The organism is Pseudoalteromonas sp. NH0006-46 (assembly GCF_057547735.1).
In genome coordinates this window covers 160683-183813 of the sequence record NZ_BAAJML010000005.1, presented here as the reverse complement: position 1 = coordinate 183813, position 23131 = coordinate 160683, and the positions used below count along the sequence as shown (strand labels likewise).

Below are 23131 nucleotides of genomic sequence, written 5' to 3'. Positions count from 1 at the left end.
CAAGACCCTTCTAAAACGCACTTACATTACAAAAACTACATTAACAGCTTAATAGCCGCTGTGTTATTTTTGATTGAGGGTTATTAAATACACTTTCGGTTAAACCATATTCAACCACTTCGCCTTTATCAAGCACAATTACTTGGTCACTAATATGGCGTACTAAACTAAGGTGGTGGGTGATCATGACATACGTTAAACCTGTTTCACGTTGTAACTTAAGTAATAAATTTACTATTTGGGCACGTATAGATGGGTCTAATGATGATACAGCTTCATCAAGTACCATTACTTTAGGGTCTAAAATAAGTGCTCTGGCAAAAGCCACACGTTGTAATTGACCAACGCTGAACATATGCGGGTAATAATGTTGGTGATCAACTAATAACCCCACTTTAGAAAGTGTTGAATTTATTTTTTCTGTCCGCTCTTCTTCATCAAAGTCAGTATTATACTGCAAGCAATCATCAAGCATGTCGCCAATAGTGAGACCAGGGTTTAACGATGCTCCCGAGTCTTGAAAAATCATTCTAATGTGACGACATTGGTTATCTCGAATACCGTTGTCTTCGATTATATTGCCTTCTAATAATATTTGTCCTGAGTTAGCATTATCTGCACCGGCAAGGAGTTTTGCGAGAGTACTTTTACCCGACCCGGTTTCGCCAATTACAGCAATGGTTTCACCTTTGCCAATACAAAATGAAATATTTTTTAGTACTTCAAACTTTTTCCGTTTAAATAAACCTGCCCGCACATCAAATGTTTTAGATAGCGCTTGTACCTTAAGAGTAGGTTGCATTACTTCATCTCCTTTATGAGCGGAAAATGACATGCATAGCTGTGACCACTGTGTTTAGTTAGTGTAGGAGTTATCACACATTCTTTTTGTGCCTGTGGGCAGCGAGGTCCAAGGCGACAACCAATTGGTAAATGTTGTAAGGTTGGGATAGTGCCTTTAAGTGCATAAAACGGTTCTTTATGTGCCAAACCTTGTTCGTAATCGGGTAAGCTTTTTAACAGGGCCTGAGTATAAGGATGGCGAGGCTGCTTAAATATTTTATGGGTAGGGCCTGCCTCAACCATTTGGCCGCAATATAAAACGTGAATACCATGTGACCAATCGGCAATTTCTTCAAGCTCATGTGAAATCATTAAAATAGACATATTTTTTAGCTGATTAAGACTTTTTAACAATCTAAATACTTGTGCCCGAGTTGTACTCTCTAGCGCTGTAGTGGGCTCGTCAGCAATTAAAAGCTTAGGTGTGCGAGCAATCGCCATAGCAATCATTACCTTTTGACACACACCTTCAGAGAGCTCGTGTGGGTAGCTATCAAGTACGGCTTCATGATTTTTTATGCCAACTTTGTGAATAAGCGCCTTAACTCGGTCTTTTCGGTCTCTATTCCGTTTTAAAAAGAACCCTTTGCGAGCAACTTCTGGCAGTGTTTCAGCAATTTGATTAAAAATTTTCGCCGTAGGGTCTAGGCACCGGCTTGGATCTTGGTAGATCATCGCAATGTCTTTACTCACAGTTTGCCTGCGTTGTTCAGGAGTTAGGCGCATTAAGTCAACACCCCGCCAATGGATTCGGTCAGCGGTTATATTCCAGCGTTCATTTAAAACACCAACAATGGCTTTTGCTATAAGGCTTTTACCTGAACCAGATTCACCTACAAGCGCATGTACTTCACCTTCTTTTAAACTAAAGCTGACTCTATCTACCGCTCTTATAACGGTTTCTGAAGTACGCAGTTCAATGGTTAAGTTTCTTACATCAAGTAATTGCATTTAATCGGCCTTACGCTCTTTTAGCACTTGTCTAAGTCCATCGCCTACTAAATTGGTTGATAATACCGCTAAAAATAATAATACCCCTGGCAAAGCAACCGTCCAAGGAGCCAAATAAATTAAGCCAAGATTTTCTGCCAAAATAGCCCCCCACTCGGTGGTAGGAGGTTGTGCACCGAGCTTTAAAAAACCCAACGCAGAAATATCTAGTATGGCCGTAGACAGTGCCATAGTGAAAATAACCACAATATGTTCGTAAATATTGGGAAAAATACCACGAGATATAATATGCCAATTTGAAGCGCCGTCGAGCTTAAACGCGGTGATATAGTCTTTGCTCAGCTCTTCTACTATTAGGTTTCTGATTGAATGAATAAACTGGGGTAGTAACGCTAAAATAATTGCCCATACGGTATTCATTAAGCCAGGGCCAAGCACTGCGATAATAATAATAGCTAACAACAATGAGGGTATTGAAAGAGTGATATCAAGTAGGTGATTTAAAAAGCTTGAACGGATACCACGGCTAATGCCTGCAAAAGTACCGACTAATACGCCTATTATAGTCGTTAGTAACGCGGCGACCACGGATAAACCAAAGGTATAAGTTGCGCCGTTCATTAATCGCGACAACACATCACGCCCTAAATCGTCTGTTCCTAAAATAAAGCGCACGTCGCCCATTTCATGCCATGAAGGCGGAATAAGTAGTGCATCGCTGTGCTGCTGGTTTACCCCATAAGGCGCTAAAAATGGTGCACTGGCAGCAAGTAAGGCAAATGCTATAAACACCCATAAACCAACAAGGGCAGGGTGATTGTTTTTAAATTTTCGCCAAAATCGCGCAAGTGGCGATTTATTCGACTCTTCAGAAAATACTTTAAACTTTGCCATGGGCTTGGTTCCGTGAGAGTGGGTCGAATAAACTGTAAAGAAGTTCGGTTACAATGGTGGCTAAAATTACAAACAATGATACAGCCATTAAGCCGCCTTGAATGGCAGGAAAATCTCGTTGGTAAATACTGTCTATTAACCAGCGGCCAATACCAGGCCATGAAAAAATAACCTCGGTGATCATAGCAAGCGTAATTAATGTACTAAATTGCAAACCAATTTTTTTTATGACCGGTAAAAGTGCATTACGCAGTGCGTGGTGCAAAATTAACTGACGTCGGTTCAATCCTTTTGCTCGCGCTGTTTTTATGAAATTTTGATCCATTATTTTTAACATTGACTCTCGGGTAAAGCGCACAAGTACAGTTGTTGGGTACATGGCAAGTACTATGGTTGGTAATGTTAAATGATGTAATGCGTCAGTAAATGCCATACCTTTATATGGAAAACCTGCTAACGCAATATCAATCAGCATAAACCCGGTAGCTGGCGGAATTTCATAAAGAAGCCCCATTCTGCCCGACATTGGAAACCACCCCAATTTCAGAGAAAAAATCATAATTAGTAATAGAGCCAACCAAAATACAGGCATAGAATAGCCCACAATAGTCGTTGAATTAATGAGCTTGTCGGGCCAGCGATTGTAATATGCTGAACCTAAAATTCCTGCAGGCACACCAATAAAAATAGACACAATAAGTGCATAAACACTAAGCTCTAGCGTTGCCGGTAATAGATCAAGAATATGCGAAAACACATTGTCGCCAGAGGCAAACGATAAGCCCCAATCGCCTTGAAAAACACGGCCCAAAAAAGCGATGTATTGAGTGAAGTAATTGCTGTTATATAGATACTTATCTTCTAGTTGAGTATTTTGCGAGAAGTTATTACTTGGCACACCACTTAAATTACTTAACGGATCTCCAGGGAATAAATAAGCAAGAGAAAACGTAAATATGCTTAGCATTAATAGCATAAAAAGTAATAAACCAAGGCGGCGTAAAATATAATCAAGGATCATTACTTTTTCCTCGCATTGGCTAACGAAATAGCACCAAATGGGCCAAGCGTTATGCCTTCAACATCAGCACTACTTGCTTGAAACCGCAGGCCATGAGCAATTGGTAGCAAGGGTAATTCATCCATAATGAGCGATTGCACATCGGCATAATATTTTTTTCGCATTAATATATCGGTGGTATCGAGTGCTTGCGCTAATAATAAATCAAATTTTGGGTTGCACCAATTAGCGGGGTTTTTACCACTAAATGTTGCAGAGCAACTTAATAAAGGGCTAAAAAAATTATCAGGGTCAGGCGTGTCTGCTGCCCAGCCAAGTAACACGCTATCGTGGCGGTGCTCACCAATGCGTTGAATAAACGTATTCCACTCGTACTCTACAATATTTACGTTAACGCCTATTTTGCGCAAATCACTTTGCATCAGCTCAGCCATTTTACGCGCATTTGGATTATAAATACGGCTTACCGGCATAGCCCAAATGTTCATATCAAACCCATCTTTTAAGCCTGCTTCTGCAAGCAAATTTTTGGCAAGATCGGGGTCAAACAATGGCATCGATGCTTGGGCATCAAATGCCCAAGACGTGGGTGGTAACATCGACTCGGCTCGTGTTCCGTTGCCGTAATACACCGCTTGCATTATTTTATCTGTATCGATTGCATGTGCAAGCGCCTTGCGAACTCGAATATCGTCAAAAGGTGGGCGTTCTGTGTTAAAAGCCCAATAACCAACATTAAGGTTCGTTTCTTTTTCAATATTAATATCTTCACGCTGGGCTAAAATACTCAACTGAGCACTACTAGGATGAGCGGCTAAGTCGCACTCTTTCGTAAGTAGTTTTGCGATTCGGGCTGTGCCATTCGGGGTAATATCGTAAACAAGTTGTTCAAGAGCGACGTCGTGTTTCCAATAATCAGGATTACGGTAAAAGCGGACTAAATTATCTCGGCGATATTCACGATAAATATAAGGACCAGTGCCTACAGGGTATTGATCAAATAACCCTTCTTGTTCGGCTGCTTTGCGTTTCATTGCATATTCTGCCGATAAAACTACCGCAAAATCGGTTGCCATATTGGCTAAAAAGCTGCTTTCAGCATTAAATAACTCAAACCTGACTTGGTAGTCAGATACGCGAACAATTTTTCGGATGAGCTGATCAACGCCTACACTTTGAAAATAAGGGTAACTTGCATCACCCACAAAATGATAAGGGTTGTAAACGTCAAATAATCGGCTAAAGGTAAAAATAACGTCATCGGCATTAAATGTACGTGTAGGAGTAAAGTACGCAGTCGTATGAAACGGCACGTTTTGTCGTAAAGTAAATGTGACAGACTTACCATCTTTACTTACTTTCCAATCTGTTGCGAGTTCACTTTGAAACTCTGCAGTAACCGGATCAATACTTATTAAACGGTCGTAAAGCTGATTTGCAATAATATCAATAGTTGAGCCTGTGGTTGTTACTTGTGGGTTAAACGACACAGGGTTTGCTTCGGCGCAATATACCAAGCCTTGGCTTTTTTCTTCAATAACGCGTTCTTCACTATCTAAGCAGCCAACTAAAGTGACGGCTAGTAAAGTAAGTAAAAATTTATGCACACGCATAACCTCTAACTATTGTTGATCCAACAAATTGTATTTTTTTAGATACCCACGTAATTGATGATACGTTAAACCAAGTACTTCTGCAGTTTTCTTTTGATTAAATTGGCTGTGCTCAAGCGCTTTATTAATCATATTTATTTCAAACTCATTTGAGCGCTCTTTTAAGCTACAAGGAAATTGAATATCAGCGTCTACTTTTTGCTCAGAAATACTTACAGGCGCGGCAACAGAAATAGGCTCAGCACTTACATGCTGTGGAGTTATGGGAGCTTTAATACGCGCTTTTGGCCTAAATGGACTCTCGAATGGGTCTAAAATAATCTGGTGAACGGGAATATGTTCACTACCGTGGCGATACAAACTACGCTCAACCACATTTTTAAGCTCACGAATATTTCCCGGCCAATCATACGATAAAAGTGTTTCTGTGGCGCTTCGGGTAAAGCCACTGAATAACTCCCACTCTAAATCGCGTGCCATGTTCATCGCAAACTGCTCTGCAAGCAGCATAATATCGTCTTGACGTTCACGCAGTGGGGGGAGGGTAATTACATCAAATGCTAAGCGGTCCAACAAATCGCTTCTAAATTCACCTTGTTCTGCAAGATATGGTAAGTCTTCATTGGTGGCGCATACTAAGCGGGTGTCAACTTTAACAGTTTGCTTACCGCCAACGCGTTCAAACTCACCGTACTCTATAACGCGAAGAAGCTTTTCTTGTACCATGGCAGATGTATTTGCCAATTCATCCAAAAATAGCGTACCGCTGTTAGCGCGTTCAAAACGGCCTTCGTGGCGTTTACTGGCCCCGGTAAATGCACCGCTTTCATGACCAAATAATTCGCTTTCGAGCAGGTTTTCGTTCAAGGCCGCACAGTTTAGCTTTACGTAGTTTTGATCCCAACGCTTAGATAAAAAATGTAAGCGAGCAGCAATAAGCTCTTTACCTGTGCCTCGTTCGCCAATAATAAGCACCGGCTTATCTAAATTAGCGAGTTGCGATACTTGATCCAACACCGATAAAAAGCTGTCTGATTGGCCTAGTAAATTGTCTTGTTGGCGATATTGGCTCATATTCCCTAAGTCTTGGTCATTTTTACTAACTGTTAGTGTATTTCATAATTATGAATAACTAAAGTAATTTGTATATTTAGTTTAACTTAATGAAAATAAAGTGTATTTTGTTTTTTAAAAAGTTGGCAAGCATATTGATACTAGTTAAAGCAGACTAACTAAGTTTTAATTACAGAGGTAAATGTTATGGGAATTTTTTCACGTTTTGCAGATATTGTTAATTCTAATATCAATGCCATTTTAGATAAAGCAGAAGACCCAGAAAAAATGGTGCGTCTGATTATCCAAGAAATGGAAGATACACTGGTAGAGGTGCGTTCTACATCAGCTAAAACTTTGGCTGAGAAAAAAGAAATTGTTCGCCGCCTTGATACACTTAAAGTTCAAGTAAGTGACTGGCAAGAAAAAGCTGAGTTAGCACTTAGTAAAGACCGCGAAGATTTAGCACGTTCAGCATTACTCGAAAAGCAAAAGTCGGCAGATGCAGTGAGTGCCGTTGAAGGTGAACTTGAGCATGTAGAGTCTCATATTGAGAAGCTTCAGCAAGAAGTGACCACACTACAAGAAAAGTTAGCTGATGCTAAATCACGTCAAAAGGCAATAATTCTTCGCCAGCGTTCAGCTGAGTCGCGCCTAGAAGTGAAAAAAGCACTTGATAGCTCTAAAGTAGAAGACGCACTTAATCGCTTTGAACGTTACGAAACTAAAATTGATGGACTAGAATCTCAAATAGAGTCTTACGATTTAGGTAAGCAAACGTTAGCAGACGAAATTGCTGATTTACAAAAAAATGAAAAAATTGATGATGAGCTAGCTGAACTTAAAAAGAAGCTTGCTGATAAGTAATTTATACAGGGGCATGTAATGTGCCCCACTGCTTAACATATTTGAACGGATTGTCAGGAGAGGATTATGTTTGATCCAGAGATACTAGTTGCACCATTTATCTTATTTATGATTTTTGTTGCGCCACTGTGGTTAATTTTACACTACCGTAGCAAAAAGCAAGTCAGCCAAGGTTTAAGTGAACATGAACACCGCCAATTACTCGAACTAGCACATAAAGCTGAACGCATGGCTGATAGAGTAGAAACACTTGAAGCATTGCTTGATCAAGAGTCACCACAATGGAGACGCAAAATATGAATGCCAAACGCGAATTATTAAGAGACCCACAGCGCGGTAAAATAGCCGGTGTGTGTGCGGGATTAAGTGACTACTTTAATATGGAGTTATGGTTAGTTCGCATTATATTTGTTAGTGCGGTACTGCTAGCAGGTGGCCCATTATTTGTGGTAGCGTATATTGCAGCGTGGTTTATTTTAGACAAAAAAGAGCCAACGACTGCACATACCAATAGTTCAACAAAAGCTGACGATCCGTTAGAAGTAAAATTTAAAGTATGGCAAAAGGGTGAGCCACCGCGCCGCGCTTTACAAGATTTAAAAGAGCGTTTAGCGCGAGTAGATACACGCCTTCAAGATATGGAACGCCACGTTACCTCTAGCGAGTTTACGGTAAGCCGTGAAATCAATAAACTTTAAAGGATTTAATGGCACTTTATTAGGTGATTAAGCATCAATGAAGTGCTAGCCCATTATGAGTAGTACTTCATTTGCTAAAAAGACCTTTAAAAGTATTAAAGGCAGTGCACAAAAAGCCCTTCACCGAAGTTTAGATCAGCATGTGAAATTGGCTGTTACCGGGTTAAGTGGCAGCGGTAAAACCGCCTTTATTACAGCCTTAGTAAAGCAATTAACGACACAAGCTAACGATAAAAACCTCCCGTTTTTTGACGTAATGCGAGAGCATCGCCATATTGCTACCAAAGTTGTACCGCAAGAGGCGCTTAACGTTCCCACTTTTGATTATACGCGTGCGCTTAATTCTCTTTTACCAAGTGACGGCGAACCAAAATGGCCAGCATCAACGGAGCGCATTAATACACTTCGTTTGGCAATAAAATATCAGAGCAATACGGGTTTACGTGGGCATTTTTCACCGCAATCCACGTTGTACTTAGATATTATAGATTACCCCGGCGAGTGGTTACTTGACTTACCCATGCTTGAGCAAAGCTATGAGCAGTGGTGTGATCTTCAATACCCTTTATTACTGCAACACCCGCGCGTAAATACGTCTAATGATTTTTTAAATGCGCTTGAGCAGCTTGACTTAAACGCACCTGTTGATGAGAGCTTACTTTCACACATTGCTGAGCTTTACCAACATATGCTGGTGGGTCTTAAAAAAGACACCAAACTAGCTATGCTACAACCTGGGCGAATGCTAATGCCTGGTGACTTAAAAGGTGCGCCTTTATTATTATTTTTCCCTGTTAATTCTCAGCAGTTTAATAGCGGTGATATTATTGCGGGATCGAATTTAGAGCATCTTATTAAGCGCTTTAATGCTTATGTAAAAGAAGTGGTTAAGCCTTTTTACAACGAGCATTTTAAACATTTTGACCGTCAAATAGTGTTAGTCGATGTATTAAGCGCTTTAAACGAAGGCCATGCAACACTCCAAGAGCAAAGTAGCGTAATAAATCAATTACTCGCCCACTTTAATTACGGTGAGTCAGGCTTTTTCAAACGTTTATTTAAACCCAACATAGATAAAATACTCTTTGCGGCAAATAAATCAGATCACATCAGTACCAAGCACCATAAAGACTTAGCATTACTGCTCGATTCGCTTGTGCATGAGCAAACTAACTATTTAAAATTCGATGGTGTGCAAATAGAAACCATGGCTATATCGTCTATAACGGCTACGCAACCGCGCCAAATAAATGATAAAGGCCAAACGCTTGATTGTATTTATGGTAAACCTTTAAACGAGCAAGACTGGTTAACTTATTTACCGCCACAGCCGCCGAGGCGCATGCTTAGTAAAGCTGAATGGCCCGGACAAGGTTTTGAGTTTTTATCGTTTACGCCCATGCCATGCCCTGATAAACAACTAAAACACATTCGCCTTGATCATGTAATGCAGTACTTGTTAGGAGACAAATTATCATGAATGAGACACAACCTCAGTTTCAAGCAGGTCGCCGAATAGACACACAAGATGTTGAACAAATTGAACCCGCTTTAGTTCCTGCAAAAGTGATTGAGCACGGGCAAAGTAATGATAGCGATGACTTTGATAACGAAACACTTGAGCCTGAAATTGACCTAACTCCAGTTTATAAAAAATCAAAATGGCAAACCTTAAAAGGTATTTTTACGATTAGCTTTATTGTGCTTGTACTTTTAGAGTTTGCGTTTTCGTTAGTATTTACATTTCAGCAATCTATTATTTTAGGCAGTGTTTATTTAACCGCCCTCGTCAGCGGTGTACTGTTAATTGGACGAATGTTGTGGCGAGAATATTCAATGTTGCGCAGTTTAAAACGTAACCAGTTGCATAGAGTTGAAGCCGATAGACTTTTAAATAGTGAGCAAGTAGGTGGGGCATTGCCTTGGCTTGAAAAGTTAAATAAACACCAACAGCTTGATAACTTCGACACTTTTAAAAGCCAAGTTGCAGAGCATCACAGCGATAAGGAAATAATGACGCTATACGCAAATAGCTTATTGGTCACCCAAGATACTCAAGCGAAAAAGCTTATAAATCGTTTCGCAACCGAGTCCGCATTATTGGTTGCACTGAGCCCAATTGCGCTAGTGGATATGATGGCAGTATTGTGGCGTGGCACCAAGCTAATAGAGCAAATTGGTAAAATTTATGGCATTGGATTTGGCTATGCTAGTCGAATTAAGCTTTATCGCATGCTTATAAAGCAAGTCATGTTTGTGGGTAGTGCTGAGCTGGTATCTGATTTAGCGGCAACGGCGCTAAGTGCTGAGTTATTGGGTAAACTTTCTGGGCGAGCAGCACAAGGTGTCAGCGCTGGTATTTTTACAGCGCGTATAGGCTACAAAGCTATGGAGCTAAGTCGCCCTTTACCAAGGCTCGAGCACAAGCGGAGCTTGCTAAAAGAGACCGTACAAAGTATTGCAGGTAAAATTATAAAACGAGGAAAAACAGAGCCTACACAATAGCATGGAAATATTTGTGTACAGCTAAGCGGGTAAATTTTGCACAAATAGCCATCTGAGCATCCGGCATGCTTGTGATTTAAACTGTGGTACGTTTTTATCTATGTCACTAACAACACATAATAAAAATGAGCACAAAGATAATGACCAAGCATCATCTTCATACACAATGTATTCATGGCCCGCAAAAAGCAAACGATCCTCATGGCGCATTAACCTCTCCGTTATACCAAACATCAACCTTTCATTTTGAAAATGCAGCACAAGGTGCCGCACGTTTTGCAGGAGACGAACCAGGCTATATTTACACTCGTCTAGGTAACCCAACCACCACCGAGCTTGAACAAAAAATAGCACAGCTAGAAGGCTGTGAAGCGGCTGCGGCAACGGCTACCGGTATGGGCGCTGTGTCTGCATCGGTATTGAGCTTTTTATCACAGGGCGACCACCTAGTGGCATCAAGTGCATTGTATGGATGTACATTCGCATTTTTTGCACACATGTTACCGCGTTGGGGAATCGAAGTAACGTTTGTTGATATGACCAATGAAGCCGAACTTCGCGCTGCGATGAAACCAAATTCAAAAATGATATTTGTAGAAACACCTATAAACCCAACAATGGCTGTAATTGATTTAGCACTTATTGGCGCTATTGCTAAACAGCACAACTTAATTAGCGTGGTCGACAACACCTTTTTAACGCCGCTGCTGCAATCACCAAAACAATATGGCATTGATATAATTATGCACAGTGCCACCAAATACATAAATGGCCATGGCGATGTAGTGGCAGGACTTGTGTGTGGATCGCTCGAGCATATCACCCTAATTAAAATGACCGTACTAAAAGACATTGGTGCAACCATAAGCCCACACGACGCATGGCTTATAAATCGCGGATTAAAAACCTTAGCCATACGCATGGAGCGTCACTGTCAAAGTGCCCAAACAGTAGCCGAATACTTAGAGGCGCACCCGCAGGTTAATATTGTTTATTACCCAGGGCTTAAATCTCATCCAGGGTATAAATTTATTGGTAATCAAATGAAAGCTGCAGGCGGCGTAATTGCGTTTGAAATAAAAGGCACCTTACAACAAGGCGCCCAATTTATTGATAGCATGAAGCTTTGTACACTTGCTGTCAGTCTCGGCGATGCTGAAACACTCATTCAGCACCCAGCTTCTATGACTCATTCTCCTTATACACCAGAGGAGCGAGCTGCTGCTGGAATAAGTGATGGGCTGATCAGGCTTTCGGTTGGGCTTGAAGATGTTAACGACATTATTAGCGATTTAGACCAAGCATTTGCTCAAATAGTTTAGGTGTAATTTTTTATATACACATGGATGTGGTCTAAGCGCCTTTAAATTTGGGGTTGTACATTAAAAGTACCACAACTGTAATTTTTAATTTACATTTTGTGTGATCGTGCCAAGCACAGATGTTAGCCCATCTATTAAACTTTTGTTCACTTTTGCATAGTATGGCTACATTAGATATTCACTAATCTTGAGTATCACACTGACACACATTTAGGGTACACACCCAAGAAGGTACTTATGGCTAAATCAAGTAAATACACCTCCAAAACACCAGACGAAAATGGCGTCATACACTGGAGTGAAGAAGAAAATAAAATTTGGTCAGAGCTAGTAGCACGCCAACTTGAATGCATTGAAGGCAAGGCCTGCGATGAGTACATGGATGGGCTTAAAAAAATAAACCTGCCTCACGATCGTATACCGCAATTAAGTGAGCTTAATGAGGTACTTCTTGCCACTACTGGCTGGCAGGTTGCGCCAGTGCCAGCACTTATCGATTTTGATGAGTTTTTTAGGTTGTTGGCAAACAAACAATTTCCGGTAGCGACGTTTATTCGTAGTCGTGAAGAGTTTGACTATCTCCAAGAACCAGATATTTTTCATGAAATATTTGGCCACTGCGCCATGCTAACAAACCCAGATTTTGCCAAATTCACACACAAATACGGCCAACTAGGTTATGCGGCGCAGAAAAAAGATCGCGTATACTTAGCTCGTATGTACTGGTTTACCGTTGAGTTTGGTTTAATGCAAACCGAAAACGGCCTGCGGATTTACGGCGGTGGTATTTTATCAAGCCCGGGTGAAACGCAATACGTGTATTCAGACACACCAGAAATAACGCCAATGAGCGTCATTGATGTGCTGCGTACGCCGTACCGTATTGATATTATGCAACCACAGTACTACACCATTAATTCGATTCATGATCTGTTTGATATATCGCAAATGGACATTATGACTTTGGTAGAGCAAGCTAAAGCGCTTGGTTTGCACGACCCAAAATTTCCACCAAAAGAAAAATTAGCCAGTTAACTTTAATTTAAAAAGAAACGCTAAAGTAAGGATTTAAGATGTCTTCATTAAGTGAACAAAAATGCGAAGCTTGCCACGTAGATGCACCAAAAGTGTCTGACGAAGAGCTTGCACAATTAATTACTAAAATACCAGACTGGGTACCTGAAGTACGCGACGGCATTATGCAGCTTGAACGTGTTTATAAATTTAAAAACTTTAAGCAAGCTATCGCGTTTACCAATAAAGTTGGCGACATGGCAGAAGACGAAGGCCACCACCCAGGTTTATTGACCGAGTGGGGCAAAGTAACCGTAACGTGGTGGAGCCATTCAATCAAAGGCCTACACAAAAACGACTTTATTTGCGCAGCTAAAACAGACGACGTGTTTAACGCACTGTAATTAAAAATTAATTGAGCAAACTAAAAGCACTTATTTTTATAAGTGCTTTTTTATTGGCGTTGGTAAATTATCACCTTCTACAATCAAAATTGTTACAACAAAAAGCATATGGATAACAAAACAAATATATACCATGTAGTTATCTTCTAGGTTGATTATTTTGTGTCCGAGAATAATATAGGCTGTATAAAAAAGGATGGTTACATGGCAACAAAACTGCAGCTTATTAACCCTGATGGACAGGCTAACTTTGGTTTATTCCCGCAAGGGATTAAACATATTAATTACTTGGATTTTGACTTAAGAAACTCAATGGATAAACCATGCGGTATGCTTGCAAAAAAACTTAAGTTTAACCAGTTCCAATTTATAAGCATTACTTGCGAAGAATTAGTCGTTGGGCTTGCGATCGTTGATCTGAAAATTGCCAGTAACTGCTTTGTTTATGTTTATAATTTAAAAACAAATCAGCTAAACGAGTACAGCTTTGTAAATCTATTTTCTAAAGACACACTCATTGAGCCTCAGCCAAATTCAGGCAATAGTTATTTTAAAAAGGGTAATAATAGCGTTTACATTAATACAACAGACAGACCCGGAGAGCGAAAGGTAACAGTTAAAATAAGCACCACACTGTCTCTTGATGCAATAATTAACGAGTCAGAAAATTATATTCCTCTGAGTGTATGTGCACGGGCTGGTTATGCAGGTTTTCATTTTACCCAAAAGTCAGCAGGGCTAAATTGCCATGGTACGCTTATGTTAAATAATACCCGCTACGATTTTAGCAGTATGAACGCACTTGCCTGTGTAGATTGGAGTGCAGGCTATATGCGTCGTGAAACGTTTTGGAATTGGTCAAGCCTTGCCTGTAAATTACCAGATGGACGCAATTTAGGATTAAACCTTTCAGCAGGTGTAATTGAAACAGGATTTACTGAAAATGCCATTTGGCTTGATGGCAAGCTATACAAAATTGATATGGTTGATTTTAAATTTAACCGTTATGGCAATAAAACTGATTGTGCTAAGTGGGAACTCCACTCAAACGACGGCATGATTAATCTTATTTTTGAACCTGTAAGTCAACGCTTTGATAAAACGAACTTACTCATTGTGGCGACGAATTTCACACAAAAAATTGGTCGTTACTTCGGTGAAATAACTCTTCCAAATGAAGTGATAATACTTAACGGGCAGTGGGGCTTAGTGGAAGATCATTATTCAAAATGGTAGATGTACTTTTTTGGGTATTAACGTAAAGTTAATCATAACTACGAAAGAAAAAGATAAGGCTCTAAATTAAAGAAGTTCAGAGCCTTATTTTTTCATCAATAATTTATTCTAATGTTATTAGTTTCTTATTAATCATCAATCGAGCGAAGTAGGGCGTTAATGCCTACTTTTTCACGTGTTTGTTGATCTACTTTTTTCACAATAATTGCAGCGTATAGGCTGTGAGTGCCATCTTTTGATGGTAATGCACCTGGCACAACTACTGCGCCTGCTGGTACGCGGCCGTAGTGAATTTCGCCGGTTTCACGGTCATAAATACGGGTGCTTTGGCTGATATAAACGCCCATTGAAATCACAGCGCCTTCTTCTACTACTACGCCTTCAACAATTTCAGAACGTGCGCCAATAAAACAATTGTCTTCAATGATGGTTGGGTTAGCTTGTAGTGGCTCTAAAACGCCGCCAATGCCAACGCCGCCAGATAAGTGTACGTTCTTACCAATTTGTGCACATGAGCCTACAGTTGCCCATGTATCTACCATGGTGCCTTCGTCAACGTAGGCACCAATGTTTACGTACGATGGCATAAGCACGACATTTTTACCTACAAAGCTGCCTTTACGGGCTACTGCGTTTGGTACTACGCGCATGCCGCCTTGCTGAAATTGCTCCGGCGTGTAGTCGCTAAATTTAAGCGGTACTTTGTCATAAAATTGGTTTACGCCGTCGTTCATTGGTTGATTGTCGCGAATACGAAACGACAGTAATACGGCTTTTTTAAGCCATTGATGTACAACCCATTCGCCTGATATTTTTTCAGCTACACGGGCAGCACCGCTGTCGAGCAGCTCTAATGCGTCGATAATAGCTTGTTTTACGTCGCTAGATACTGTGCTTGGGCTAATGCTGTCACGGTTATCCCATGCGTTTTCGATCATTGTTTTTAAATCTGACATGTATGTCCTCTTATTCTGTTTCGGCGTTGAATTTTTTACGCAATGCCTGATGAATTTTTGCTTGCTCTTCATCGGTTAGCGCTTGATATTCGTTATTAGATACAACAAAGAAATCCTCTGCACGTTCACCTACCGTTGTGATTCGGGCTGCGTGAATGTGTAGTAAATGTGCTTGGAAAACTTCGGCTATTTTGGTTAGTAGGCCAGGTATATCAACAGCTTGTATTTCAATTAAGCTGCGATCTTTACGAGCATGAGGGCGAAGCACTATTTTAGGCTTAATGTTAAAGTCTTTAAAACGTTGCGAGCGGCTCTTTTTAAAGCGAATTTTTTTACGTGGGTCGTTAAGTGCTTGCTCAAGGCCGCGTTTAATCGATTGCGAACGGCTGCTTGCGATAGGGTCGCCACTCACTTCAAGAATTACAAAACTAAATAGTACGTAACCATCTTTAGTGGTGAGTACTTGCGCATGTTGGATTTGTGCTTTTTTAGTACCAATAATATTTACTAAACGAGCGAATAGGGCACCTGAGTAGGGACTATAAACAAAAACTTGTGTGCCACCGTGCATCGGCGCATTCGACACAATTACACTCGGTTGACTTAAATCGGTGCTATTTAATAAATGCTCGGTTTGCCACGATATTTGTTGCTCGCTAAATGCAGTAAAGTAGTTTGCTTTAAAGCGGCTCCAAATTAGGTCAATTTTTTCTTCAAGGTACCCTAAGTTAAGTAAGCGCTGTTTTGCTTGGTGCTTTTTATCACGGATTTGGTCGCGTTGGTCCATTGGGTTTTCAAGGCCTAGACGCAATGCACGTTGTGTGTGCAAATAAAGTTCGCGTAGTAGGGTGTTTTTCCAATCGTTCCATAGGTTGTCGTTGGTGGCACGAATATCTGCCACGGTCAAACAATAGAGGTAGTCGAGTTGACGCTCTGTTTTTACACGTGTTGCAAAGTCTTTAATTACACCCGGGTCGTTTATATCTTTACGCTGTGCAGTTACAGACATAAGTAAGTGATTACCAACAAGCCATGCTATAAGCTTGCCATCGGATGATGGGAAGCCATGTAATTTAGCAAATGCAATGGCATCAACAGAGCCAAGCTCTGAATGATCGCCTCCACGGCCTTTTGCAATATCATGAAAAATACCGGCTAAATATAAAAGCTCAGGTTTATCCATACGGGTAACTATTTCACTACAAATTGGAAACTCACTCACGCCCGTTTTATCAAAATATTGGTAAATATTATTGATTAATTTGTGGGTGTGCTCATCTACCGTGTAGGCATGAAATAAGTCAAACTGCATTTGTCCAAATATATTACGCCATTGCGGTAAGTAAGCTGCAAGCATGCCGTGTTTGTGCATGAGAGTAAATGCACGGCCCATACCGTTAGGGTGTTTTACCAGACGTAAAAAGGCTTCACGACAGGCTGCGTAATCTTGCAGGTCACCTAGTAAACGACGGCGCACTTGGCGAATAGTTCGAATGGTGCTTGGGTAAATGTGGGTTATTTCTGGATTTTCTGCAATGTGCTCAAACAGAACAAAAAGCTGGTCGCGTCTAAAAAAGACAGATGGGTCTTTTACACGAATTTGATGACCAACTCGCTCAAAGTTTCTGTCGAGTACTTCAACGACTGCTTCGCTGCTCAGTGGTGAAATGCTTTGCTCAAAATACGAAAGCAGCATTTGATTGAGTTCGCGTACACGGCTCATGATACGAAATAAGCGCTTCATCATTCGCTCAACCGACGCTTTACCATCGCTACCAAAGCCAAGTATTTCTGCGGCCAGGGGTTGATGATCAAACAGTAAACGGTTTTCTGAGCGTCCGGCAGCCAAGTGTAATGCAAAACGAATATTCCACAGGTTTTCTAGGCACTCTGATAGCTCTTGAAACTCTTCATGGGTTAAGTAGCCATGATTTATAAGCTCTTGAAGTGTTTCGGCTCTAAAGTGTTTTTTGGCTACCCAAATAATAGTTTGTAAATCGCGAAGGCCACCTGGGTTTTCTTTTATGTTTGGTTCTAGGTTGTAAGCTGTACCATGGCATTTACGGTGACGCAGGTTTTGCTCTTGTACCTTGGCTTCAAAAAAGTCATTAGAGCCCCACACTGGCGTTTCGAGTATAAAGTTTTTAAGCTTTTCGAACTCAATATGGTTACCAAAAATAAGACGACTTTCCAGTAGGCTGGTGGCAAAGGTTACGTCTTCACGTTTTTGCTCTATTGCTTGATCAATAGTGCGCACGCTGTGGCCAATTTCTAAGTTGAGATCCCACAGCATAGTCACAAATTGACCTATTTTTTCACATACACTTTCACTTGGTTGCTCAGTAACAAGCAACAAAAAGTCAATATCTGAATAAGGATGGAGCTCACCGCGTCCATAACCGCCCACGGCAATCAATGCTAGATCAGGTTCATGAGATAAGTCATAAACATGAAATAACTTGATCAACAGGCGGTCGATAAACTCAGCCCGGGCATTAATTAAATTACCAACCGGTTGCTTTGAAAACTCGTTATGTAACCATTTATAAAAATAGCTAGAACAATCGCGATAGTCACTCAGTTGCTCAGCATCGCTAAGCAACTTTTTTACTTTGTTGGGTAATGCCACGTGGGCTGGCTCCTCATTGAACCTTCCACATTGATAAACGTACTATCAACTGCGTCGGTTTATTAGTGTTCGATAATCCTGTCGATAGTATCATCTGATCGTAGCGTTAAAATTTCAACACCATTTTCAGTCACTAATAACGTGTGTTCCCACTGTGCAGACAAGCTGCGGTCACGTGTAACAACAGTCCAATCGTCTTTAAGTAGTTTACATTGACGTTTACCCGCATTAACCATTGGCTCAATGGTCAAACACATACCGGCTTTTAATGTTTCACCTGTACCGGCTTTACCGTAATGCATTACTTGTGGTTCTTCGTGAAATTCGCTACCAATACCGTGGCCACAGTATTCACGTACGATTGAGTAGTTAAAGCTCTCTGCGTATTTTTGAATTGCTTCGCCAATGTCACCTAAACGTACACCCGGTTTTACCATTTTAATGGCAAGGTATAAGCTCTCTTGGGTGACTTCTGCGAGACGTTTACCTTGAATATTAGGTTTACCTACGTGAAACATTTTAGATGTATCACCGTGATAGCCATCTTTAATAACGGTGATGTCTATATTTACGCTGTCACCTTCTTTTAACGGTTTGTCGTTAGGAATACCATGACAAATTACATGGTTAACAGAGGTGCAAATTGATTTTGGAAAACCGTGATAATTTAACGGGGCAGGAACTGCTTTTTGCTCGTTAACAATATAATCATGACAAAGTGTATTTAGCTCATCAGTGGTGATCCCCGGCACGACATGTGGGCCGATCATTTCAAGTACTTCTGCTGCTAAGCGACCAGCTACGCGCATTTTCTCTATTTCTTCAGGGGTCTTGATAATAGCGCTCATTGAGGCTCCAAAGTTGCGTTTTTAACATTTTATCGCTGCATAATTTTTGCACGCGATGTTGAGTATTTAATTTTAATATGGTATAAAGCGCGCCGTCTTTTTACAAATAAATTCTTAAATGATTTTTTGTATTTAAGGCAAACACAATTTGATTTTAACACACACACGTATCGTCACATACACTTGGGTGCATTAGAAGTTTAAATACTTCGGTGTTGGTGCTATGGGATATGTGGAGGCCTAACCCTAAACAACTATAGAGGATCTATAAAATGGCAAACGTTTCAATGCGCGACATGCTTCAAGCTGGTGTTCACTTTGGTCACCAAGCACGTTACTGGAACCCTAAGATGAAGCCTTTCATCTTCGGCACTCGTAACCGTGTACATATCATCAACCTTGAGCAAACTGTACCAATGTTCAACAACGCACTTAAGTTTTTAACTGGCGCTGCTGCAAACAAAGGTAAAGTTCTTTTCGTTGGTACTAAGCGCGCAGCAAGCGACGCAGTAAAAGAAGCTGCTATCGCGAGCGATCAGTTTTACGTTAACCACCGCTGGTTAGGTGGCATGTTGACTAACTGGAAAACAGTACGTCAATCAATCAAGCGTCTTAAAGACCTTGAAATCCAAAGCCAAGACGGTACTTTCGAGAAATTAACTAAGAAAGAAACGTTAATGCTTAACCGCGAAATGGAAAAGCTTGAAAAGAGCCTTGGTGGTATCAAAAACATGGGCGGTCTTCCAGACGCGATCTTTGTTATCGATGCTGACCACGAGCACATTGCTATCCGTGAAGCTAACAACCTAGGTATTCCTGTTGTTGCAATCGTAGATACTAACTCTAATCCAGACGGCGTTGATTTCATCGTTCCTGGTAACGATGATGCTATCCGTGCTGTAACCCTTTACACTAGCGCTGTTGCAGCTGCTATCACTGAAGGTCGCGAGAATAACATCGTTGCTCAAGCTGAGAATGACGATTTCGTTGAAGCTGAGTAATTAGCTGTCATCAAGTCTTCATCTTATTAGGGTGAAGACTTGCTATTCTTGTAGAGCGGGTAACCCGCTTATCTAAACCAGATTTCAGATTTGAGGATTTACTAATGGCTGTAACTACTGCCCTAGTTAAAGAATTACGCGAGCGTACAGGCGCTGGCATGATGGATTGTAAAAAAGCGTTAACTGAGACTGATGGTGACATCGAGTTAGCGATTGAAAATATGCGTAAGAGCGGTGCTGCAAAGGCTGCTAAAAAAGCAGGTAACATTGCTGCTGAAGGTACTATCATCATCAAGCAAAATGCGGGTGTTGCTGTACTTGTTGAAGTTAACTGTCAAACAGACTTCGTTGCAAAAGACGTAAGCTTCTTAGCATTTGCTAACAAAGTTGCTGACGCTGCAATTGCTGAAACAATCTCTATCGAAGACTTACAAGCTAAGTTTGAAGAAGACCGTGTTGAGCTAGTAACTAAAATTGGCGAAAACATCAACGTACGTCGCCTACAGTACATCGCTGGTGAAAACCTAGTTGAGTACCGTCACGGTGAGCGTATTGGTGTTGTTGTTGCTGGTGTTGCTGATGAAGAAACACTTAAGCACGTTGCAATGCACGTTGCTGCTTCAAGCCCTGAGTACTTAACACCTGCTGATGTTCCTGCTGATGTTGTAGAAAAAGAGAAGCAAGTTCAAATCGATATCGCGATGAACGAAGGCAAGCCTGCTGAAATCGCTGAAAAAATGGTTGTTGGTCGCATGAAGAAGTTTACTGGTGAGGTTTCTCTTACTGGTCAAGCTTTCATCATGGAACCTAAAAAATCTGTTGGCGATGTTCTTAAAGAGAAAAACGCAACAGTTACTGGCTTTGTACGTGTAGAAGTTGGTGAAGGTATCGAGAAGAAAGAAGAAGATTTTGCTGCTGAAGTTGCTGCTCAAATTGCTGCTGCTAAAGGTGAGTAAGATTGACTAACGTGAAGGATAAGGAAATTAGATGCAATTAAAGTACTATTTGCTTTTGCTTCACGCTTAGAAATTCTTTAAAATAACCGCGCTTTTATGTTTAACATAAGCGCGGTTATTTTTTATCCATAATTCAATAAAAGTTGGCCCCAAAACTATGACTATCAATCGCAAACCTATTTTTAGACGTGTTCTTCTCAAATTAAGTGGTGAAGCTTTAATGGGAGACGAAGGCTTCGGCATCGATCCTAAAGTTTTAGACCGTATGGCACAAGAAATTAAAGAGTTAGTAGAGCTCGACGTAGAAGTGGGTTTAGTTATTGGCGGCGGTAATTTTTTACGCGGCGGGTCATTAGCCGAAGCGGGTATGAACCGAGTTGTTGGTGACCACATGGGTATGCTGGCAACGGTAATGAATGGCCTTGCAATGCGTGATGCGCTGCATCGTGCATTTGTAAATTGCCGATTAATGTCAGCTATTCCACTTAATGGTGTATGTGATGCGTACAACTGGGCTGAAGCAATAAGCTTATTAAAAACTGGCCGCGTTGTTATTTTTGCAGCGGGTACGGGTAACCCGTTTTTCACTACAGATTCTGCTGCGTGTTTACGTGGTATTGAAATTGAAGCTGATACAGTAATTAAAGCAACGAAGGTTGATGGTGTATTTAGTGACGATCCTGTGAAAAACCCAGAGGCGACGCTTTACCGTCATTTAAGCTACAATGAAATTATTGATAAAGAATTAAAAGTTATGGATTTAGCGGCCTTTACTTTAGCCCGCGATCATAATATGCCATTGAGCGTATTTAACATGAATAAATCAGGCGCGTTAAAACGCGTAATTATGGGTGAAGAAGAAGGAACACTTATCTCTTCACAAGCCTCAGATGAAGTAATCAAATAATTAGGATTGAACCGTGATTAACGATATTCAAAAAGATGCGCAAGCGCGCATGCAAAAGAGTGTAGCAGCACTAGGTAGCCAACTTTCTAAAATTCGTACTGGCCGTGCTCACCCTGCAATTTTAGATGGTATTATGGTGTCTTACTACGGTGCTCCTACACCGTTAAATCAAGTTGCAAATGTAACAATTGAAGATTCACGTACGCTTGCTATTGGTGTTTTTGATAAGTCATTAGCACAAGCCGTGGAAAAAGCGATTATGGCTTCTGACTTAGGTTTAAACCCTATGTCAGCGGGTACAGTTATCCGTGTGCCACTTCCTCCTCTTACAGAAGAGCGTCGTAAAGATTTAATTAAAATTGTTCGTGGCGAAGTAGAAGGCGGCCGTGTTGCCGTTCGTAATATTCGTCGTGATGCTAATGGTGACATTAAAGCACTATTAAAAGATAAAGATATTTCTGAAGACGAAGCGCGCCAAGGTGAAGATGCAATTCAAAAGTTAACAGATAAATTTATCAAAGAAATGGATACGCAATTAACAGCGAAAGAAGCTGAATTGATGGAAATCTAAACAGCTAATTTTATTAGTTTTGAAACGCCGTCTGGGTTATACTAGGCGGCGTTTTTTTATGGAATACTCGATATTTATGGCTTTAAACGCTGATACAATTTCACAACAATGTTTACCTAAGCATGTTGCTATCATCATGGACGGGAACGGACGTTGGGCGCAAGCTAGAAATAGGCCTCGTGTGTACGGGCATAAAAAAGGCGTGGACGCGGTTCGTCAATCTGTTCAGTTTTGTACTAAATTAGGCGTTCAGTCGTTAACCTTATTTGCATTTAGTAGTGAAAACTGGCGCCGTCCTGAAGACGAAGTAAACACGTTAATGGAGCTATTTTTGTTTGTATTAACAAAAGAGGTTAAAAAGCTTCATAAAAACAATGTAAAACTAACCATCATTGGAGACTTATCTCGATTTTCTGAAGGGTTGCAAAACAAAGTACATAGTGCACAGCAACTGACAGAAAATAACACAGGGTTGTGTTTAAATGTGGCAGCCAATTATGGCGGCCGTTGGGATATGGCAAACGCGGCTAAACAACTTGCAATGCAAGTTGCAAGTGGTGACATTGACGCACAAGATATTACTGAAGAGCGTATTGCGCAGCATATGAGCATGGCCGATCAACCTGAACCTGATTTACTTATTCGAACGGGGGGCGATGTTCGCATTAGTAACTTTTTACTATGGCAGGCAGCTTACGCAGAACTTTATTTTACCGAAACACTTTGGCCTGATTTTAATGAAGCAGCATTTGCTGAGGCCATTGCGTGTTACGTTGCCAGAGAGCGACGATTTGGTTGTACGGGCGAACAAATAAAACAATTACTCGCTCAAACCTAAATAG

At 40.8% G+C, this 23131-nt stretch carries 23 protein-coding genes; 14 read left to right on the top strand and 9 right to left on the bottom strand.

From position 1 onward, the window contains the following. Positions 1–40: 40 nt before the first annotated feature. The 6 genes from AC27I2_RS12065 to pspF are packed head-to-tail and all read right to left on the bottom strand — an operon-like array spanning position 41 to position 6396. Positions 41–802, bottom strand: coding sequence for an ATP-binding cassette domain-containing protein (locus AC27I2_RS12065; RefSeq protein ID WP_138527939.1), 762 nt, complete (start codon positions 800–802; stop codon positions 41–43). Then, positions 802–1794, bottom strand: coding sequence for a peptide ABC transporter ATP-binding protein (locus tag AC27I2_RS12060; RefSeq protein ID WP_138527941.1), 993 nt, complete (start codon positions 1792–1794; stop codon positions 802–804). Before AC27I2_RS12060 ends, AC27I2_RS12065 begins: the two co-directional genes overlap by 1 nt. Continuing rightward, positions 1795–2688, bottom strand: coding sequence for an ABC transporter permease subunit (locus tag AC27I2_RS12055; protein ID WP_058405724.1), 894 nt, complete (start codon positions 2686–2688; stop codon positions 1795–1797). Further along, positions 2675–3709, bottom strand: coding sequence for an ABC transporter permease (locus tag AC27I2_RS12050; protein ID WP_487204412.1), 1035 nt, complete (start codon positions 3707–3709; stop codon positions 2675–2677). The genes AC27I2_RS12055 and AC27I2_RS12050 overlap by 14 nt, the downstream gene beginning before the upstream one ends. Then, complete coding sequence (locus AC27I2_RS12045) at positions 3709–5316, bottom strand: ABC transporter substrate-binding protein (protein WP_487204411.1); 1608 nt, start codon at positions 5314–5316, stop codon at positions 3709–3711. Before AC27I2_RS12045 ends, AC27I2_RS12050 begins: the two co-directional genes overlap by 1 nt. Before the next feature lie 15 nt (positions 5317–5331). Then, positions 5332–6396, bottom strand: a complete 1065-nt coding sequence (gene pspF / locus AC27I2_RS12040; protein ID WP_058552885.1) for a phage shock protein operon transcriptional activator — start codon at positions 6394–6396, stop codon at positions 5332–5334. A gap of 186 nt (positions 6397–6582) precedes the next feature. On the opposite strand from pspF, the gene pspA reads away from it, so the two are divergent. From pspA to AC27I2_RS11995, 9 genes are all read left to right on the top strand, one after another. After that, entirely contained in the window at positions 6583–7242 is a 660-nt protein-coding gene (pspA, locus tag AC27I2_RS12035) for a phage shock protein PspA (protein ID WP_058405721.1), read from the top strand. A gap of 66 nt (positions 7243–7308) precedes the next feature. Then, positions 7309–7542, top strand: coding sequence for an envelope stress response membrane protein PspB (pspB, locus tag AC27I2_RS12030; RefSeq protein WP_058405720.1), 234 nt, complete (start codon positions 7309–7311; stop codon positions 7540–7542). Continuing rightward, the gene (pspC, locus tag AC27I2_RS12025) at positions 7539–7940 is read left to right on the top strand and encodes an envelope stress response membrane protein PspC (RefSeq protein WP_058405719.1); all 402 of its coding nucleotides are present in this window, start codon (positions 7539–7541) and stop codon (positions 7938–7940) included. Before pspB ends, pspC begins: the two co-directional genes overlap by 4 nt. A 55-nt stretch (positions 7941–7995) precedes the next feature. Then, the gene (locus tag AC27I2_RS12020; RefSeq protein WP_487204410.1) at positions 7996–9420 is read left to right on the top strand and encodes a YcjX family GTP-binding protein; all 1425 of its coding nucleotides are present in this window, start codon (positions 7996–7998) and stop codon (positions 9418–9420) included. Next, positions 9417–10445 carry a TIGR01620 family protein gene (locus AC27I2_RS12015; protein ID WP_487204409.1) on the top strand — a complete coding sequence of 343 codons (1029 nt, stop codon included), beginning with the start codon at positions 9417–9419 and terminating at the stop codon, positions 10443–10445. The genes AC27I2_RS12020 and AC27I2_RS12015 overlap by 4 nt, the downstream gene beginning before the upstream one ends. A 140-nt stretch (positions 10446–10585) precedes the next feature. Next, positions 10586–11767, top strand: coding sequence for a methionine gamma-lyase (gene megL, locus AC27I2_RS12010; protein WP_487204408.1), 1182 nt, complete (start codon positions 10586–10588; stop codon positions 11765–11767). Between the two features lie 237 nt (positions 11768–12004). Continuing rightward, positions 12005–12802 (top strand): phenylalanine 4-monooxygenase, encoded by a 798-nt coding sequence (gene phhA, locus AC27I2_RS12005; protein WP_138527951.1) that lies wholly within the window; start codon positions 12005–12007, stop codon positions 12800–12802. A 38-nt stretch (positions 12803–12840) separates the two neighbouring features. Beyond that, complete coding sequence (locus AC27I2_RS12000) at positions 12841–13185, top strand: 4a-hydroxytetrahydrobiopterin dehydratase (RefSeq protein WP_006793641.1); 345 nt, start codon at positions 12841–12843, stop codon at positions 13183–13185. A gap of 204 nt (positions 13186–13389) precedes the next feature. Beyond that, positions 13390–14421 (top strand): DUF2804 domain-containing protein, encoded by a 1032-nt coding sequence (locus AC27I2_RS11995; protein ID WP_487204407.1) that lies wholly within the window; start codon positions 13390–13392, stop codon positions 14419–14421. A 128-nt stretch (positions 14422–14549) separates the two neighbouring features. Here the strand turns inward: AC27I2_RS11995 and dapD are convergent, their stop codons facing one another. The 3 genes from dapD to map form a co-directional block, all read right to left on the bottom strand. Then, positions 14550–15377 carry a 2,3,4,5-tetrahydropyridine-2,6-dicarboxylate N-succinyltransferase gene (dapD, locus tag AC27I2_RS11990; protein ID WP_010557180.1) on the bottom strand — a complete coding sequence of 276 codons (828 nt, stop codon included), beginning with the start codon at positions 15375–15377 and terminating at the stop codon, positions 14550–14552. Positions 15378–15387: 10 nt separating this feature from the next. Beyond that, the gene (gene glnD / locus AC27I2_RS11985; RefSeq protein ID WP_219422502.1) at positions 15388–18006 is read right to left on the bottom strand and encodes a [protein-PII] uridylyltransferase; all 2619 of its coding nucleotides are present in this window, start codon (positions 18004–18006) and stop codon (positions 15388–15390) included. Between the two features lie 62 nt (positions 18007–18068). Continuing rightward, positions 18069–18854, bottom strand: coding sequence for a type I methionyl aminopeptidase (gene map, locus AC27I2_RS11980; RefSeq protein ID WP_058405713.1), 786 nt, complete (start codon positions 18852–18854; stop codon positions 18069–18071). 272 nt (positions 18855–19126) lie between these two features. On the opposite strand from map, the gene rpsB reads away from it, so the two are divergent. The 5 genes from rpsB (at position 19127) to uppS (ending at position 23127) form a co-directional block, all read left to right on the top strand. Next, a complete protein-coding gene (gene rpsB / locus AC27I2_RS11975) occupies positions 19127–19855 on the top strand; it encodes a 30S ribosomal protein S2 (RefSeq protein ID WP_058405712.1) in 729 nt (242 codons plus the stop codon). Positions 19856–19959: 104 nt separating this feature from the next. Beyond that, positions 19960–20811 carry a translation elongation factor Ts gene (gene tsf / locus AC27I2_RS11970; RefSeq protein ID WP_006793635.1) on the top strand — a complete coding sequence of 284 codons (852 nt, stop codon included), beginning with the start codon at positions 19960–19962 and terminating at the stop codon, positions 20809–20811. A gap of 157 nt (positions 20812–20968) precedes the next feature. After that, positions 20969–21718 (top strand): UMP kinase, encoded by a 750-nt coding sequence (gene pyrH / locus AC27I2_RS11965; RefSeq protein WP_006793634.1) that lies wholly within the window; start codon positions 20969–20971, stop codon positions 21716–21718. Positions 21719–21767: 49 nt separating this feature from the next. Beyond that, complete coding sequence (gene frr / locus AC27I2_RS11960) at positions 21768–22289, top strand: ribosome recycling factor (protein ID WP_487204442.1); 522 nt, start codon at positions 21768–21770, stop codon at positions 22287–22289. A 58-nt stretch (positions 22290–22347) separates the two neighbouring features. Next, entirely contained in the window at positions 22348–23127 is a 780-nt protein-coding gene (gene uppS, locus AC27I2_RS11955) for an undecaprenyl pyrophosphate synthase (protein ID WP_008126663.1), read from the top strand. Positions 23128–23131 lie beyond the last annotated feature (4 nt).